The sequence below is a fragment of the Streptomyces sp. NPDC093018 genome, from assembly GCF_040684035.1.
Classification (GTDB): domain Bacteria; phylum Actinomycetota; class Actinomycetes; order Streptomycetales; family Streptomycetaceae; genus Streptomyces; species Streptomyces murinus.
In genome coordinates, this window is sequence record NZ_JBFBFF010000005.1 from 139086 (window position 1) to 154950 (window position 15865).

A 15865-nucleotide genomic window follows, 5' to 3' on the forward strand; every position below is an offset into this window, starting at 1 on the left:
GCCCTGCTCGGTGCGGATCGTCACCGTCACCGGGTCACGCCAGCAGTAACAGCGGTACGAGAACCCCTCTTTATCGGAGGGAAGGGCGGTTTCGGCGCGGTGCGGCCCCGGGATCAACGCCCAGACGATGAGCAGAGCAAGCAGGACCACACAGACGCAGATGATCACGAATCCAAGGGCGGCCCGTTCCGTACCTTCCATCGTTCACCCACCTCCCCGCGCAGCGCGCGGTCGATTGATTTCCAGGCCGAGGGCATCGGCGAGATCGAACACGAGGCGTCGGGCGCGTTCCTCGGACAGTTCCTCGAACCCGCCCGCCTTGCGGAAGTGCAGTCGCACCACCGGCCCGTACGCGCGCCCCACGTAGACGGGTTCCTCATCGGGGTTGGTCTCGTTCGTCATGCGGCGACCGCCTCGGCCGCCGGTTCGTCGAGGACGAACCAGACCCGTTTACGGGACTGATCACCGTCCGCCGGCCACGTAACGCCCCAGCCGGCGGACAGCAGTTGCACGAGCAGGAGGCCGCGCCCTCTCTCCTCGTCGCTGTGGAAGTCGTACACGGCCGTTGCCGACGGCCGTTTGCTCCACTCGTCATCCCAGACGGTGACCGAGACCCGTCCCGGGCACACAGCGATGTCGAGGTACACCAGAGTCGTGCGTGTGTGAAGGCGTACGTTCGTGACTACCTCGCTGACGCAGACCCGCGCGGCGTCAACGAGCTTCGGGCGCCCGGTTGCGACAAGCAACGTCGCAACAAGGTCCCGCATGATCTTGGGGGCGAGGGCCGAGTTCGGCACTACGAATCGGACCGCCGAGTTTCTGAGTGGTGGTGCTGACCTGCTCATGTCGATGTCTCCCAACGTGACGTGAGCTCCGGCTGCGCTGCCATCCGTGGCGGTGGCCATCCCCCGGGGCACCCTCAACGGGCGCGCAGATGGCTGCACTTCGGTTCTTCCTGGCGTGCTACGCGGTGCTGCCAGGACCATAGGGTAAAAGGCTGTACCGGTACAACCCTGTACCCATGATCGCCTAGCGAGTGGACCCATGACGCCGTTACCGGCAAACTCATGGGTGACGAGGGAAGGGACACATGCCGCCGAGGGATAATCCGACCGCCCGACAGATCCGCTTGGGCGCTGAGCTGCGGAAGCTGCGTGAACGCGCCGGCAAGACTGCACGCGACGCCGGCGGCCTACTCTCGACCGATGCGGCCAGGATCAGCAACATCGAGGCCGGTCGCCTCGGGATCAGCGAAGAGCGCATCCGAAGGTTGGCCACGTTCTACCAATGTGACGACGAACCTCTGATCGCTGCCCTATGCGCCATAGCCGCAGAGCGCAGGGGAACGCACTGGTTCGACGACTACCGAGGAATCCTCGCTCCCGGGTGGCTGGACATCGCCGAACTGGAGATGCACGCAACCGCCCTCCGGTCGATGCAGTCCACGACAATGCCCGGGCCGTTCCAGACCGAGAACTACTCGCGCGCCCTCTTCGAAGGAGTGATCCCGCCCCTTCCGCCGGACGAGATCGAGGCCCGCGTCGAGCACCGGCTCAAGCGCCGGGGCATCTTCGACCGCCCGTCGCCGCCGCCGTACGAGGCGATCCTGCACGAGGCCGCCCTGCGGATGCGGTTCGGCGGGAGGAAAGTCGCCCGCGAACAGCTCGAATACCTCATCGAGGTGTCACATATGCCATCTGTGAGCGTCCGCGTGATCCCCTTCACGAACGAGAAGTTCATCGAGGTAACCCAGCCCGTCATGTACGCATCCGGGATCGTGCCGCAACTCGACACGGTGCAGATCGACGCGGCGTTCGGCGGGAGATTCCTGGACGCAGAGGCAGAGCTGAAGAAGTACAGCGCCCTTATCAACATCGCCGAACGCGCCTCTATGGACGAAGCAGAGTCGCGGCAGCTTATCCACCACATCGCACGAGAAATGTGAGAAACAAGGTCATGAGCACCGACCCGATCAACTGGCAGAAGTCTTCTTTCTCGGGGGGCGGAGGAGAGAACTGCGTCGAGGTCGCACTGCATGAGGGTGAGATCATGATGCGCGAGAGTGACGAGCCCGGCAGCACGATCAAGACCAGCCGCGAGAAGATGGCCGCCTTCATCGCCGGCGTGAAGAACGGCGAGTTCGACCACTTCGTCAACTAGCCGCCCCACCAAGCGCCCCCGCGCGCTGCAAGTGTTCCCCCCGCCTGACCTGGGCGGGGGTTTTTTGCATATGCCAGTCTGCATCCTTGTACCGGTACACACTTGCAGTCCCTCACCGCGTGACGCTACGGTCGCACTCCGTCGTCGCAGCGAGGCCGAATCTACGGCAAGACCGGGCGCGTTGCGGCGACACCCCTCCCTGCCTCTGCTGGATCAGCAGGGAGGACCCGGGGTTTCCCCTCTGCCGAGCATCCCCCGACAGGGGCGGCAGGGGAAAACCATGGAACTCTTACGGGAGGGTCCACATGTGCGCCCTGCGTTCCCTGCACAGCGCCCATAGTGAAACCTTGTACCGAAAGTGCCGACCGTCTTCCGCCGCCGCACATACCGGCTACCGGTTCGAGTGCCTGACCTTCCCGCCCCTTCCGGGCGCCCTGGCCAACCCGCGGGCGCTGCGCACGTACAAGAGTGCCCGGGAAGCTATTCGCGCAATGCGGATTCAGGTACGCACCTTCCACATGGCAGGTCTCAACCCCTGCGAGATTGCTCGCGCACTCAACTGGACCAACAACGGGTGCGTACAGGCTGTCGCGGCCCTCGACCGTGGCGAACCGTGCAGCCTTTCACTGATCACGACATCGGGTGACCGCCTCGAATGGCATATTCGCCCTGTCAACTTGCTTCACATTGTTGCCAGTTCTGAGGACAGCGCATCGCTACGTCCTTCCCTACCGGAATTGAGCGCTTGAGTACCACGCTCATCACGAAACACCCGATCGCTTTGCCCTGCACACCCTGACTCAGCTCACGCTCACTTGGGGGGCCAATGCTCACGGACACCTCGCGCGCCACGCATGACCTGATCGCCAGCCCGTTTCTGAACGAGCATCTCGTGCTACGCCCGGGGAGCGCGAGCGGCATCAAGATCAAGGGGCACCACTACTTGGAATTGTCCCAAGCCGCTGCCGCGGGTGCCCCGTTGCCCGAGTGGCTGCGCAGCGCCGCCCGCCGCCGCTGGGGACTCAACCTCGACGACCGGGCGACCGACGAGGCCGTGCTGATACGGGCTCCCTCGCCCTACGGTCACGGACGCGCCTCGTATGAGGTGAACAACGGGTGCAACTGGGGCTGCGACCACTGTGTCTACGGCGACAAGAAGCACGAGGGCCTCGCCTGGGAACCGCGCGAGCGGCTGCTGCACACCCTGAGAGACGCTGGCGTTCTCTGGATCGAGCTCGGGGGCGGCGAGTGCACCATCGACCCCCATTTCCCCGAGACGTACGCGCTCGCCTACGACCTCGGGATGATGGTGGAGATCCTCACGAACGGCTCGACACTGCACCGTCCGGGCATGCGCAATCTCTTAACGACGCGTCGCCCTTACCGCATCACCATGAGCGTCTACGGGGCCACGGAAGGTACGTTCGACGCCTTCACCAACCGCCGCGGCGCGTTCCGGGCGTTCATGCGCGGGCTGCACACCGCACGCGAGATCGGGTTGCCCCTCTCTCTGAGCGTCGTTATCACGCGCAAGAACGCTCACGAGGCCAGCGCAATGCGTGCCCTCGCCGAGGAGTTCGCGCCGCGCGTCCGTGAGTACCGGCACATGTCGCCTACGTTCGCCGGCGACGACGACCCGCTCGCACAGCAGGCGCCCGAGTACCTGCACAACCGAACGCCCTTCACCGGATGCGACGCCGGCCACACGTCCTTGAACGTGAGCCCCTTCGGCATGGCGACCGTCTGCAAAGTCTCCCGCGACCATCCGATTCCACTCCTGAAAGAGGGGGTCGCGGGTCTCGCCCGGCTCGGGGACATCTCCGACCGAGCGCTACAGCGTCACAGCGGGTGCAGTGGATGCGCCCTCCAGAAGACGTGCACCACCTGCATGCCGCTCGTGACCTTGTACCGCAAGGCCGGTTCGTCCCTGGACCGGTACTGCCAGCACGCCTGAAAAGGAGATCACCATGGCACCGCCCGTAGCAACTGCGCCCGTCGCTATCGCGACCAAGTCCATCCCCGTGCAGATCAACAGCCGGCCCGAGGCCGTCGACGAGGTGGAGCTCGTCGACGACCTCGACACCCTCGCCGGCAACGAGGTGATGCGCGGCTGCGGCAACGACAACCCGTACTAAACCGAACCACGCACCGAGGCAATGAGGTCGCCCGCCGCGCGCGGGCGGCCTCGCCTCTTCGGCGCCTTACACTCCCGCCGTGGTGACCATGAGAATGCAATGGACCGACCTACCGACCACCACCCGCGACGCAGTCGCTGCCCGCACCGGGCCCGTGTACGCAGCGGAAACCGCCGCCAAGGGAATGAACAGTGAGATCGCCGCCACGCTCGACACCCGCGCGGGGCGCGTCTTCGTCAAGGGGCTGCGCTGCGACCACCCCCGAGTGTGGACGCAGCAGCGCGAGGCAAGCATCAACGCCTACGTTGCCCCCCTGGCGCCGCGTCTTCTGTGGACACTCAACGATGGCGAGTGGAACCTGCTCGGGTTCGAACACCTCGACGGACGACCGGCCGACTACCGCCCGGGGAGCGACGACCTGCCTCTCGTCGCCGAGGCGATCATCGTGCTTTCCCGGGTACATGCGCCGGCCGAGGTGGAGCTGAAACAGATCGAGCAGCGACTCGCGGACTACGTCGACCGTCCCGACGACGCCGAGCTGCTGCGCGGCGACACGGTGCTACACACCGACTGGACCCCCGACAATGTCCTGATCGTTGACAACGCCGCCCGCGTGGTCGATTGGGCATGGCCGACCCGCGGCGCCGCATGGATCGACGCCGCCTGTTGGGTGATCTGGCTCATCTCCGCCGGACACACCCCAAAGAACGCCGAGCTCTGGGCCGCCAAGACCCCGGCATGGTCCACCGCGGCGCCGCACGCCCTGGACGTGTTCGCCGCCGCGCAGCACCGGCTATGGGCCGGCATCGCCGCAGACAACCCTGAGACCGCCTGGAAACAGTCGCTCGCCGATGCCGCGCAGCAGTGGCTCACCTACCGCCAAGCCTCATAAGGGGGCACGATGCCGACCGACCCGACCATTCACCCGTACGAGATACTCACCACCCCCGCCGGCGAGCGCGTACAGATCGACGAGGAAATGTCGCCGATCGTTCGTGATCTCTGGCGTCTCGGATACGCGACGAGCACCTGCTGCCAAGATGTAGGCGAGGCCACCGCCGGCGTCCGAGACAAGCGCACGAGCCCTCTCGGGTACGGGGGAGATCCGTTCATCGAGTATCACCGCGGATGGGCGCTGCTAAAACTCCCGATCCCGGATGCGATGCGTTTCGTGGCCATGCTCGCCGAGACCCCGCAATTCGGCGAACGAGTCCGCCACCCATGGCGCCCCGGCTCATGGCGGATGAACGTCCCTCTCGAACCGGACGGGCTCGCCGACTCCGCCCTGCTGCATTTCCCGAAACAGCAGATTCCCGAGGTCGCCGAGGTCCTGCGTAAGCAGTAGAACCGCCCCGGCAGACGGCGCCCGCCAGCCCTACGAACCCGTGGGCCGACGGGCGCATCTGCGTCTCAGGCGTCGAGCACCTGTCCGTCGCGCCGCACGACGGGCGGTTCAACTGACCACGGAAAGTTAATCCACTCATCCGTGCGCTTCCACACGTACTCGCACTTAACAAGGCTGTGCGACTTCTCGTAAATCACTGCCGACCGAACCTCGGCTACCGCATCGAGGCAAAAGTCGTGCACTAGCTTGAGCGTCTTGCCAGTGTCGGCGACGTCGTCCGCAATCAGGACTTTCTTATTCGAGAAATCAATTATGTTCGGCACCGGGGCCAACATAACCGGCATTTCGAGAGTCTGGCCGACTCCCGTGTAAAATTCGACATTTACGAGATTAATATTCTTGCAGTCGAGTGCATACGCGAGACCGCCGGCCACGAAAACGCCGCCGCGCGCGATGCTCAGGATAATGTCGGGCTCGTATCCGTCGTCAGCGACGGTCTGGGCGAGCTCGCGCACCGCAGTGCCGAACTTCTCGTACGTCAGGTTCTCGCGTACATCGCTCATGGGGTGCCCCTCGCAGGTCTCAGTCGGTGGGAGTCAGATACGGCCGCAGGAACGCCCGTGGGCGCCGCCCCGGACGGGTGCCGCCGCATGGCACCGAACCCCCGAACGAGTGATTGCACGAGACCGAGGGCGACGCGCCTCACAGTGTGATTTACTCGGCACCACCAACGTCATCCCGAGCGAGTGCCGGTGATGGCTATACCGCCTCTTGCGCGGGACTACCAGGGTCGTGCCCACGCCGGTGTAGAACTCGACGTTCACCAGGTGGATGTTCTTGCAGTCGAGGGCGTAGGCGAGGCCGCCGGCCACGAAGACACCGCCCCGGGCGATGCTGAGCACGATGTCCGGCTCGTACCCGTCGTCCGCGATGGTCTGGGCCAGCTCGCGGATGGCGCCGCCGAACGCGTCGTAGGTCAGGTTCTCCCGCACGTCACTCATGTTCTGGATGCCCTCACACCTGGGTCCGATGGAAATTGACATAGGACCGCGAGGCGGTCGGCCCGCGCTGGCCCTGGTACCGCGAGCCGTAGCGCTCACTGCCGTACGGGAACTCCGCGGGCGAGGACAGCCGGAACAGGCACAGCTGGCCGATCTTCATCCCCGGCCAGAGCTTGATCGGCAAGGTGGCGAGGTTCGACAGCTCAAGGGTGACGTGACCGCTGAAGCCCGGGTCGATGAACCCGGCGGTGGAGTGGGTGACCAGACCGAGCCGGCCGAGCGAGCTCTTGCCCTCAAGGCGCGAGGCGAGGTCGTCGGGCAGCGAGATGACCTCGTACGTCGACGCGAGCACGAACTCGCCGGGGTGCAGGATGAACGGCTCGTCGCCGTCCGGCTCCACCAGCCGCGTCAGATCGGTCTGCTCGACGGAGGGGTCGATGTGCGGGTACCGGTGGTTCTCGAACACCCGGAAGTAGCGGTCCAGCCGAACATCGACGCTCGACGGCTGAACCATGGATTCGTCAAAGGGATCGATCCGTACTCGCCCGGCGTCGATCTCGGCCCGGATGTCCTTGTCTGAGAGAAGCACGTAGCGAGGATACGCAAGGCGCGCGGAGCCATGACAATCGTGACGACTCCGCGCGCCGGTGGTGACGACGCGGCTACCCCGCGTGCGTACTGACTTCGCCGCCTACCCCTGCTTCTGGAGGGCGACCGGCACGACGCTGCGCAGCCGCGCGCATCGAGGGCACCGCATGAGCCGACCGGGGCCGAGCCGCTCGGCCTGCTGCATCGGGAACGAAGCGGTGCTGAAGACGTGCCCATCGGCACAGCGGACGACGGTGCGTTCCATCAAGTCCCTTAAGTCCCTTCCCCAAGAGCCTCGCCGGGCTGACCAACCCGACGACAAAAGCCACATTACGGGATCAAAGAGACGACTCTCCAGGCGGCACTCCGGCCCCACCCGGACCCTCTCCCGGCGCCCCCACCGTACGCCCCAACTCCCGCCCCCCGCAGCCGCATCCCCACCCTGAAACCCACTCAGGCCCCCGGGCCCTGAGCACCGGGAGCCTGCGATGAGGTACAGTGAGCGAGCGTCGGACAGGGACCGTTCTCGGGACTTTGTCCGTACTTACGCGGGTGTAGTTTAATGGTAGAACATCAGCTTCCCAAGCTGAGAGCGCGAGTTCGATTCTCGTCACCCGCTCCAGAGAGAAACCCCAGGCCGAGGGCCTGGGGTTTGTTTGTTGTCTAGACCAATGCGGAGCGGGCGCGCCCTCCGCGGGGGCGTCCGTGGTCAATTTGCCCGCCGGTTCCGGCGAGGCAGCCGCACAAGCCTTCACGGGCGAGGGCCAGAAGGAATTCTCCGCCGTGAACGGGATCCCATCGGAGATGGCCCAGTGGAACCGGTCCTCTCCGCCATGGCACTTTCTTACGCGGAATACAGCACCTGGCCCCGCCTCGCCGTGGCCGGGGTCCGATACAGGGCGAGGGCGCGCAGGGCCGCCCCCGTCCTGTATCAGGAGGCTCATTCACGTCAGTGCGTCTTCGGCATGCCGAAGCGGAATGCCGCGAAGTCGTCCGGGTACTCGCGCGCCTTGCGGGTGTTGAGCCACAGGCGCAACAGATCACGGCGGCGGCCCGGCTGGTCCTCGAACGCCGTACGGCCGTGCACCACAAGGTTGTTGTTCAGCAACTGGATGTCGCCCGGCTGGAGCTTCATCGTGATCTGGTGCTCGTCCATGGCACCGATCTCCTGGAAGATCCGGAGGGCGTACCGCTCGATGTCACTGAGCGGAATCCCGGACCGCGCGGTGGCCGACTCGATGTACTGCACCATGTAGAAGCGGCAGCTGAGCTGGTCGTTGAAGTAGCCGTACACGGCGTTGCGGTAGTACGGCACCTCGTCGGTCGCCTCTTCGGCCCGTCGGTCGTAGACGAAGCCGCGGTAGTAGATGCCGAGGAGCTCACGATGGTGGGCGAGCAGGTAGTTGTAGATCGTCATGGAGCTGGCCAGCGTGCTGACCCCGCCGTGTCCCGCGTTGCGCAGGCACAGCAGGCCCACGATGTCGGCGCTGTCGGTGTGGAAAGGCAGCGCGGAACGGGTGCGGTAGGCGCGGGTCACGGTGTCCGGGTCGTCGAGGTCGCCCTCCGCGTGGTCCTTGACATGGGCCATCAGATCGCCGGCCGCGTTCTGTGACACCGGTACGCCGAGGTGGAGCCCGATGCCCCAGTAGATCACCTTGGCATCCTCCACCGACCACCTGTCGACCGGAAGACCGCGCAGCACACTGAATCCGCGGCCGAACTCCAGTTCGTCCACGATCGCTTCGAGCCGCCTGCCGAGAGTGGGCAGGGGAAAGTCGTCCACGGAGAGTTTCGCGAGCGGCTCGCCGCGCTCCTTCGCGGTATCCAAGGCGCTTTCCAGTTCGGCGATTTCCCGCTCGTCGAGGACCTCCGTCCAGGAGCTCGAATCGGTGAAGTCGCTCGCCTGCCAGACTCCAGGTCCGGTGACCGGTTCGGTGCGTATGAAGTGGTGGGAATGCGGGGGCAAAAGATCTCTCCGATCTCGTAATGCGGCGGTTCACGCCGACTGCGCAACTTCCCGCGCGACCGTACGGTTTGAACGCAGGTCGATCATCGTGGTAAGCGGCCTGAACGTCAAAGCCACAGAAGGGTGTTGATGCTCCATCAGGGCAGCGGGTAGGGTGCCGATGTCCTGCCTCAGGCGTGTGTGGTCCGGCCCGCCCGACCATTAATTCCCGAGCTGTGGCGACGTTGTCTCGCAATCCTGGTTTCACCACGAAGACAGTCCGTGCCAGCTCCGGGCACCCATGGCCCGGCCTCACCCGATGCGTTGAACTCCCCCTGGCCCTGCCGCGGGTCGGCACCGGCCCATCACGGAGAGACAGTGATCATGCTCCCCCGACGGATTCCCGCCCTCACCCTCAGCGCTGCCCTGGTCACGGTCACGCTGGCCGGCTGCGGATCGGGGGCCGACCGGCACTCCACCGACGCCCTCACCGTCGGGCTGGTGGCCGAGCCCGCGACGCTGGACTTCTCCACCACGGATGGCGCGGCGATCCCGCAGGCGCTGCTGGGCAACGTGTACGAGGGCCTGGTCCGGATCGATCAGCAGGGCCGAATACAGCCTGGGCTGGCGAAGAGCTACGACCGCAGCGCCGACGGCCGCACCTACACCTTCCACCTGCGCGACAACGTGAAGTTCACCAACGGGAAGGCCTTCACGGCGGACGACGCCGTCTTCTCCATCAATCGCGTCCGGACGGTCTGGAAGCTGAAGATCGCCCAGCAGATGGACGACGTACGCAGCGCGACGAAGGTGGACGCCGACACCGTCAAGGTCACGCTGAAGCGCCCCAGCAACAACTGGCTGTACTCGATGACCACGCGCATCGGCGCGATGTACAGCCGAGACGGGGTGTCGGACCTGAAGGAACACCCGGTGGGTACCGGGCCCTTCGAGGTGGCGAGCTGGCAGCGCGGCGACAACCTGGTCCTCAAGCGCAACACCGGTTACTGGGGCGCCAGGCCCGCGCTGGACACGGTGACCCTGAAGTACTTCAAGGACTCCGGAGCCCTGAACAACGCGATGCTCGCCGGGGACATCAACGTCCTGGGCGCCGTGCAGGCCCCCGAGACGCTGTCGATGTTCAAGGACAAGAGCCGGTTCCAGGTCATCGACGGATCCTCGACCGCGGAAGTCGTACTGTCGATGAACAACTCACGCAAGCCCTTCCAGGACAAGCGGGTCCGCCAGGCCGTGCGGTACGCCATCGACCACGAGGCGCTGCTGAAGACCACCCGCGCCGGCCGCGGCACGCTGATCGGCTCCCAGGAGTCCCCGAGCGACCCCTGGTACGCGGGCGCGTCCAACCGTTACCCGTACGACCCGGCGAAGGCCAAGCGGCTGCTGAAGGAGGCCGGGGCGCAGGGCACCAGCATCCGGATGCGGATTCCCAACCTGCCCTACGCCGTCAGCGCGGCCCAGGTCGTCCAGGACCAGCTGGCCCAGGTAGGTCTCAAGGTGCGGATCGAACCCCTGGAGTTCCCGGCCCGCTGGCTGTCGGAGGTCTTCGACAAGGCCGACTACGACATGTCGATCATCGCCCAGGCCGAACCCCGCGACCAGTGGATCTTCGCCGACCCGCACTACTACTTCCGCTACGACAACCCCGCCTACGCCCGGCTGCTCCAGAAGGCCGATGCCGGCTCGCCGCAGGAGGCCTCCGCGGACTACCGTCAGGCGCTGAAGCTGCTGTCCCAGGACGCGGCCGCCGACTGGCTCTACCTCATGCCGAACCTGATGGTGGCGGACAAGAACCTGCACGGCCTGCCGGTCAACCAGGTCGGCGAGGGACTGGAGTTCGCGGACGTGCGGTGGTCCGGGAAGTGAGCCATCGCGTCCGCGGCACCGACGATCGCGGTGCCGTATGAGCCACGTCGTGCGCAGGACCGCGACCCTGCTCGTCAGCGTGGTGGTGGCCAGCTTCGTGGTGTTCGCCTTCCTCGCCGTACTGCCGGGCAACGCGGCGGAGGTCGCGCTGGGCACCAACGCCACTCCCGCGGCCGTGGCCAGGCTGAGCCGGGAGTTCGGCACGGACCGGCCGTTGCTGGTGCAGTACGCCGACTGGGCCCAGGGCCTCCTGCACGGTGACTTCGGCACCTCGTACGTGACGCACGAGGCGATCGGCCCGCGGATCGCGGATCGCTTCGCGGTGACGGTCTGGCTCGTGGCGGGCGGCATGCTGGTGGCCCTGCTGCTCGCGCTGCCCGCGGGGGTGCTCGCGGCCGCCTGGCACCGCACCGGACGCGGGGCCCTGCTGTCCGGCCTCAGCCAGGTCGGTATCGCCGTCCCCGCCTTCCTCGCGGGCATCCTGCTCGTCTACGCGGTCGCGGTACGCGCCGGCGCCCTGCCGGCCGGGGGATACACACCGCTCGCCGAGGATCCCCAGGACTGGGCCCGGCATCTGGTGCTGCCCTGGTTGTCGCTCGGCTTGGTCCAGGGCGCGGTGCTCACGCGCTACGTACGCTCCGCCCTGCTGTCCGTGCGGCGTCAGGACTTCATGCGCACCGCACGCGCCAAGGGGGTGCGCCGGTGGGCCGCGCTGTGCCGGCACGGGCTGCCCAACGCCGCCATCCCCGTGGTCACCGTCCTGGGCCTGCAGCTGTCGAATCTCCTGGTCGGGGCGATCGTCGTCGAGCGTGTCTTCGTCATCCCCGGCCTCGGCGATCTGCTGCTGCGCGGTGTGCAGGACCGCGACCTGCTGCTCGTGCAGGGCGTGGTGGTCGTTCTCGTTGTCGCGGTGCTCGTGGTGAATCTGGTGACCGACCTGCTCTATCGCGTGCTCGACCCCCGTCTGCGGAGCCGCTGATGAGATCCCGGGCAACTCTGGTGACCGGCTGCCTGATCGTCGCTCTCGTGCTCGCGGTGGCCGCCGTCTCCCTGGTGTGGACTCCGTACGACCCCAACCACGTGGACGCCGCCCGGCAACTCGCCGGCGCGGGCGGTGAACACCTGCTGGGGACCGACCAGTTCGGCCGTGACGTGGCCAGCCGCCTGATGGTGGGTGCCCGCATCACCGTCTTCGCCGGTGTCGTCGCCGTGGGCATCGCGCTGCTGGCCGGGGTACCCATGGGCGTGGTCGCCGGGATGACGGGCGGCTGGCTCAGCACCGTCATCATGCGCGTGAGCGACTTCCTCCTGGCCTTCCCCGCCCTGCTGCTGGCCATCATGCTGGCGGCCGTCTACGGCTCCGGCACGCTGACCGCGATGGTGGCGATCGGGATCGCCTCGGCCCCGGGTTTCGCCCGGGTCAGCAGGGCCGCGACGCTGCGCGTCATGACCGCGGAGTACATCGACGCGGCACGGCTGGCCAAGCGCGGCCGCGTCGCGATCGCCCTGCGGCACGTGCTGCCGAACATCGCGGACATCGTCATCGTGCAGGCGTCCGTGTCGTTCTCCACCGCGATCCTGGCCGAGGCGGCCCTGTCCTACCTCGGGCTCGGCACGACGCCTCCGACCCCCTCCTGGGGACGGATGCTCCAGGAGTCACAGGATCTGCTCTTCTCCACGCCCCAGCTCTCCCTGTGGCCCGGGCTCGCTGTCGCGGCCACCGTGCTGGGGCTCAACCTCCTCGGCGACGGTCTGCGTGACCGCGTGGACCCTGCTCTCGAAGGAGTGCGATGAGCCCCGGCGAGCCCCTGCTCGAAGTGAGGGACCTGACGGTCGACTCGGGTTCGGCGCGGTTGGTGCGCGGTATCGGCTTCACTGTGGCGCGCGGCGAACGGGTCGGTGTCATCGGCGAATCCGGTTCGGGCAAGTCCCTCACCGCACTGGCCTGCCTGGGGTTGCTCGACGACGGGTTGCGGCCGGGCGGGAGCGTGCGCCTCGCGGGCGTGGAGTTCGACCTGCTGGGCGCCTCCGACCGGCAGCTGTCCGCGATCCGCGGCAAGCGCATCGGCATGGTCTTCCAGGAGCCGATGACCGCCCTCAACCCCGTGCAGAAGGTCGGCGCACAGATCACCGAGGGGATGCGCCTGCACGGCACCCGGCCCACCCGCCGGGCCGCCGACGAAGCGGCCGTGGAACTCCTCGACCGGCTGCGGCTGCCCGCCCCCCGGCAGGCGGCCCGCTCCTTCCCGCACCAGCTCTCCGGCGGCCAGCGCCAGCGCGGCGTCCTCGGCATAGCCCTCTCCAACGACCCCGACCTGCTGATCTGCGACGAGCCGACCACCGCCCTCGATGTGACCGTGCAGAAGGAGATCACCGACCTGATCGTCGGCGATTGCGAGGAGCGGGGCACCGCGGTGCTGTACATCAGCCACGACCTCGCACTCGTGTCGTCCGTGTGCCACCGCGTCCTGGTCATGTACGGCGGCCGGATCGTGGAGAGCGGGCCTGCCGAGCGGGTGCTGTCGGCACCGAAGCACCCGTACACCCGGGCCCTGCTCGCCGCCTGTGATCTGACGCCCGGTTCCCGCGCCCGCGCCATCCCGGGCGTCGTCCCCGCGCCGAAGGACCTGCCGGCCGGCTGCGGTTTCAGCAACCGCTGCGCGTACGCCGATGAGCAGTGTGCCGCCCCGCCCGAGCCGACCGGCGAGAAACCGGACGACACGGTCGCCTGCTGGCACCACGACGCGCTGCCCTCCTGGCCGTCCGCCGCCGAGTCCCCGGACCGGGACCGTACGGAGCCCGCGAACTGCGGGAAGGCCGTGGACAGCGAACTGCTGCTGTCCACGCAGGGCCTCACCCGGCACTACCAGGGGCGCCGCACGGGCCTCTTCGGCAAGCGCCCGACCTTCAGGGCCCTCGAACCGATCGATCTCGACCTGCGCGCGGGGCAACGGGTCGGGGTGGTCGGTGAGTCGGGGGCCGGAAAGTCGACCCTGCTGCGGCTGCTGGCCGGTCTGGACCGCCCGAGCGACGGCGGCGTGCGCTACTTCGGGCGCGCCGACGGGCCCAGCGACGGGGCCGGTTCCAGACTGCAGGTGGTCTTCCAGGACCCCATGGGCTCGCTCGATCCCCGGCTGCGGGTACGGGAGATCATCGCCGAGCCCCTGCCCGCCCGCCGCTCCGCGGCCGCGCGGCAGCGGGTGTCCGAACTGCTGATGGCCGTCGGACTTCCCGAAGAGGCCGGCGAGCGCTATCCGCATCAGCTCTCCGGCGGCCAGCGCCAGCGCATCGCCATCGCGCGGGCGCTGGCTCCAAAGCCCGCCGTCCTGCTCGCCGACGAACCCGTCAGCGCGCTGGACGTCTCGGTACGCGCCGAAGTCCTCGACGTGCTGCGCACGGCCACGACCGAGCGGGACATGGCACTGTGTGTCATCTCGCACGACCTCGGTGTCATCCGCTATCTGTGCGACACGGTGCTGGTACTGCGGGACGGCAGGCTGGTCGAGAGCGGCACGGTGGAGTCGGTGTGGGAGGCACCACGGCACCCGTACACGAAGCAGCTCCTCGGCGCCGTACCGAGGATGAGGTACTGAAGGCCGGCGGCCCGGCCCCGGCCGCTCAACTGCGGCGTGCCGCGCGGGACATCCAGGCCGCGACCGCCGCGCCCGAGACGTTGTGCCACACGGAGAAGACGGCTGCGGGCAGAGCCGCCGCCGGACTGAAGTGGGCGGTGGCGAGCGAGGCCGCGAGGCCGGAGTTCTGCATGCCGACCTCGAACGCCATGGCCCGGCTCGCCGGCCGGGTGAGGCGCGCCAGCTTCCCGGCGGCGTAACCGAGCAGCAGGCCGGCGCCGTTGTGCAGCACCACTGCGAGGAACACCAGGGCGGCCGCGTCCTTGATGCGGGCGGCGCTGCCCGAGATGACGACGAGCACGATGACGGCGACGGCGGCGGCGGAGAGCCAGGGAAGCAGCCACAGGACCCGGTCCACGTAACGGCCGACGGCCAGCCGTACGGCCAGCCCGGCGAGGACCGGGACCAGCACCGTCTTGAGGATGTCCACCACCATGGAACCGGCGTCGACCGAGAGGAACTTCCCGGCGAGCAGGAGCGTGAGGGGCGGCGTCACCAGCGGTGCGACCACCGTGGAGACCGTCGCCACCGAGACGGACAGCGCGACGTCTCCCCGGGCCAGGTAGGTGATCACGTTCGACGCCGTACCGCTCGGGGCGCAACCGACGAGGATGACACCTGCCGCCAGCTGAGGGGGCAGCTCCAGCAGCGTCGCGATCAGCCAGCCCAGGCCGGGCATGATGACGTAGTGGGCGACCAGGCCCAGCCCCACCGGCCAGGGGCGTCTGGCGATCGCGGTGAAGTCCGGCGGCGTCAGGGTCAGGCCCATGAGGAACATCACCACGCCCAGCATCCACGGCACGGCGGGCGCCCAGCCCGTGAAGTGCGCCGGCCGGAACAGCCCGATCACACCGGCCGCGACCACCAGAAGGGGGAAGAGGACGACGGCACGTCGTGCCGCCCGGTCGGCGGACGGAACGTCAGCGGGAGGGGAGGGGGCGTCCGGGGTGGCCGGCGTCCCGGGTAACGAAGACTGCTCATCACCGGAGACGCTCTGCTGCTCGCTAGGCATGACCGGCACCCTAGCCCGTGGCCGAGTGGACACCGAGACATTTGCCGGTCGAGGGGGACCGGCAGGACCCGGCCAAGCAGGGTCGCGGCAGCGGGCAGGCGGGCGCCGACCGAGATGCGGACCGTGAGGACGCGGCTCGCACCGGTCAGCCACGGGCAACGGC

At 67.7% G+C, this 15865-nt stretch carries 16 protein-coding genes, 1 tRNA gene and 1 pseudogene; 11 read left to right on the top strand and 7 right to left on the bottom strand.

The genetic code is table 11. The features are described from left to right. Positions 1-204: 204 nt before the first annotated feature. Both AB0N90_RS13940 and AB0N90_RS13945 read right to left on the bottom strand, forming a co-directional pair. A complete protein-coding gene (locus AB0N90_RS13940; RefSeq protein WP_365196072.1) occupies positions 205-402 on the bottom strand; it encodes a hypothetical protein in 198 nt (65 codons plus the stop codon). Continuing rightward, positions 399-905: an ATP-binding protein gene (locus tag AB0N90_RS13945; RefSeq protein ID WP_365196074.1), complete on the bottom strand. Its 507-nt coding sequence runs from the start codon at positions 903-905 to the stop codon at positions 399-401. Before AB0N90_RS13945 ends, AB0N90_RS13940 begins: the two co-directional genes overlap by 4 nt. A gap of 185 nt (positions 906-1090) precedes the next feature. On the opposite strand from AB0N90_RS13945, the gene AB0N90_RS13950 reads away from it, so the two are divergent. From AB0N90_RS13950 to AB0N90_RS13975, 6 genes are all read left to right on the top strand, one after another. Further along, positions 1091-1945: a helix-turn-helix transcriptional regulator gene (locus tag AB0N90_RS13950; protein ID WP_365196076.1), complete on the top strand. Its 855-nt coding sequence runs from the start codon at positions 1091-1093 to the stop codon at positions 1943-1945. A gap of 11 nt (positions 1946-1956) precedes the next feature. Then, on the top strand, positions 1957-2160 hold the full coding sequence (locus tag AB0N90_RS13955; RefSeq protein ID WP_365196079.1) for a DUF397 domain-containing protein: 204 nt from the start codon (positions 1957-1959) through the stop codon (positions 2158-2160). Positions 2161-2986: 826 nt separating this feature from the next. Beyond that, positions 2987-4114 (top strand): radical SAM protein, encoded by a 1128-nt coding sequence (locus AB0N90_RS13960; RefSeq protein ID WP_365196081.1) that lies wholly within the window; start codon positions 2987-2989, stop codon positions 4112-4114. A 13-nt stretch (positions 4115-4127) separates the two neighbouring features. After that, positions 4128-4295 carry a hypothetical protein gene (locus AB0N90_RS13965; RefSeq protein WP_365196084.1) on the top strand — a complete coding sequence of 56 codons (168 nt, stop codon included), beginning with the start codon at positions 4128-4130 and terminating at the stop codon, positions 4293-4295. Positions 4296-4383: 88 nt separating this feature from the next. After that, positions 4384-5187: an aminoglycoside phosphotransferase gene (locus AB0N90_RS13970; protein WP_365196726.1), complete on the top strand. Its 804-nt coding sequence runs from the start codon at positions 4384-4386 to the stop codon at positions 5185-5187. Between the two features lie 9 nt (positions 5188-5196). Further along, on the top strand, positions 5197-5640 hold the full coding sequence (locus AB0N90_RS13975; protein WP_365196086.1) for a hypothetical protein: 444 nt from the start codon (positions 5197-5199) through the stop codon (positions 5638-5640). A gap of 65 nt (positions 5641-5705) precedes the next feature. Here AB0N90_RS13975 and AB0N90_RS13980 read toward each other — a convergent pair whose 3' ends face one another. The 3 genes and pseudogenes from AB0N90_RS13980 to dcd form a co-directional block, all read right to left on the bottom strand. Then, complete coding sequence (locus AB0N90_RS13980; RefSeq protein ID WP_365196088.1) at positions 5706-6203, bottom strand: phosphoribosyltransferase; 498 nt, start codon at positions 6201-6203, stop codon at positions 5706-5708. 213 nt (positions 6204-6416) lie between these two features. Then, a pseudogene (locus AB0N90_RS13985) lies at positions 6417-6641 on the bottom strand (phosphoribosyltransferase family protein); the annotation flags it as partial. Positions 6642-6654: 13 nt separating this feature from the next. Continuing rightward, positions 6655-7230, bottom strand: coding sequence for a dCTP deaminase (gene dcd / locus AB0N90_RS13990; RefSeq protein ID WP_085565772.1), 576 nt, complete (start codon positions 7228-7230; stop codon positions 6655-6657). A gap of 547 nt (positions 7231-7777) precedes the next feature. Here dcd and AB0N90_RS13995 point away from each other — a divergent pair. Further along, positions 7778-7851: transfer RNA gene (locus AB0N90_RS13995), tRNA-Gly, on the top strand. Positions 7852-8178: 327 nt separating this feature from the next. Here the strand turns inward: AB0N90_RS13995 and AB0N90_RS14000 are convergent. Continuing rightward, entirely contained in the window at positions 8179-9195 is a 1017-nt protein-coding gene (locus AB0N90_RS14000) for a TauD/TfdA family dioxygenase (RefSeq protein ID WP_365196091.1), read from the bottom strand. Positions 9196-9558: 363 nt separating this feature from the next. Between AB0N90_RS14000 and AB0N90_RS14005 the strand changes: the two genes are divergently transcribed. From AB0N90_RS14005 to AB0N90_RS14020, 4 genes are read left to right on the top strand one after another with little or no spacing between them, the layout of a single operon-like run. Continuing rightward, positions 9559-11058, top strand: a complete 1500-nt coding sequence (locus AB0N90_RS14005; protein WP_365196093.1) for an ABC transporter substrate-binding protein — start codon at positions 9559-9561, stop codon at positions 11056-11058. 37 nt (positions 11059-11095) lie between these two features. After that, positions 11096-12037 (top strand): ABC transporter permease, encoded by a 942-nt coding sequence (locus AB0N90_RS14010; RefSeq protein ID WP_365196096.1) that lies wholly within the window; start codon positions 11096-11098, stop codon positions 12035-12037. Beyond that, positions 12037-12852: an ABC transporter permease gene (locus tag AB0N90_RS14015; protein WP_365196098.1), complete on the top strand. Its 816-nt coding sequence runs from the start codon at positions 12037-12039 to the stop codon at positions 12850-12852. The genes AB0N90_RS14010 and AB0N90_RS14015 overlap by 1 nt, the downstream gene beginning before the upstream one ends. Further along, complete coding sequence (locus tag AB0N90_RS14020) at positions 12849-14651, top strand: ABC transporter ATP-binding protein (protein WP_365196100.1); 1803 nt, start codon at positions 12849-12851, stop codon at positions 14649-14651. The genes AB0N90_RS14015 and AB0N90_RS14020 overlap by 4 nt, the downstream gene beginning before the upstream one ends. Before the next feature lie 25 nt (positions 14652-14676). Here AB0N90_RS14020 and AB0N90_RS14025 read toward each other — a convergent pair whose 3' ends face one another. Then, positions 14677-15702: a bile acid:sodium symporter family protein gene (locus AB0N90_RS14025; protein WP_365196103.1), complete on the bottom strand. Its 1026-nt coding sequence runs from the start codon at positions 15700-15702 to the stop codon at positions 14677-14679. Positions 15703-15865 lie beyond the last annotated feature (163 nt).

Coding starts and splice junctions, on each gene's coding strand:
- AB0N90_RS13940 (WP_365196072.1), bottom strand. CDS start 402: ATGACGAACGAGACCAACCCCGATGAGGAACCCGTCTACGTGGGGCGC.
- AB0N90_RS13945 (WP_365196074.1), bottom strand. CDS start 905: ATGGCCACCGCCACGGATGGCAGCGCAGCCGGAGCTCACGTCACGTTG.
- AB0N90_RS13950 (WP_365196076.1), top strand. CDS start 1,091: ATGCCGCCGAGGGATAATCCGACCGCCCGACAGATCCGCTTGGGCGCT.
- AB0N90_RS13955 (WP_365196079.1), top strand. CDS start 1,957: ATGAGCACCGACCCGATCAACTGGCAGAAGTCTTCTTTCTCGGGGGGC.
- AB0N90_RS13960 (WP_365196081.1), top strand. CDS start 2,987: ATGCTCACGGACACCTCGCGCGCCACGCATGACCTGATCGCCAGCCCG.
- AB0N90_RS13965 (WP_365196084.1), top strand. CDS start 4,128: ATGGCACCGCCCGTAGCAACTGCGCCCGTCGCTATCGCGACCAAGTCC.
- AB0N90_RS13970 (WP_365196726.1), top strand. CDS start 4,384: ATGAGAATGCAATGGACCGACCTACCGACCACCACCCGCGACGCAGTC.
- AB0N90_RS13975 (WP_365196086.1), top strand. CDS start 5,197: ATGCCGACCGACCCGACCATTCACCCGTACGAGATACTCACCACCCCC.
- AB0N90_RS13980 (WP_365196088.1), bottom strand. CDS start 6,203: ATGAGCGATGTACGCGAGAACCTGACGTACGAGAAGTTCGGCACTGCG.
- AB0N90_RS14005 (WP_365196093.1), top strand. CDS start 9,559: ATGCTCCCCCGACGGATTCCCGCCCTCACCCTCAGCGCTGCCCTGGTC.
- AB0N90_RS14010 (WP_365196096.1), top strand. CDS start 11,096: ATGAGCCACGTCGTGCGCAGGACCGCGACCCTGCTCGTCAGCGTGGTG.
- AB0N90_RS14015 (WP_365196098.1), top strand. CDS start 12,037: ATGAGATCCCGGGCAACTCTGGTGACCGGCTGCCTGATCGTCGCTCTC.
- AB0N90_RS14020 (WP_365196100.1), top strand. CDS start 12,849: ATGAGCCCCGGCGAGCCCCTGCTCGAAGTGAGGGACCTGACGGTCGAC.
- AB0N90_RS14025 (WP_365196103.1), bottom strand. CDS start 15,702: ATGCCTAGCGAGCAGCAGAGCGTCTCCGGTGATGAGCAGTCTTCGTTA.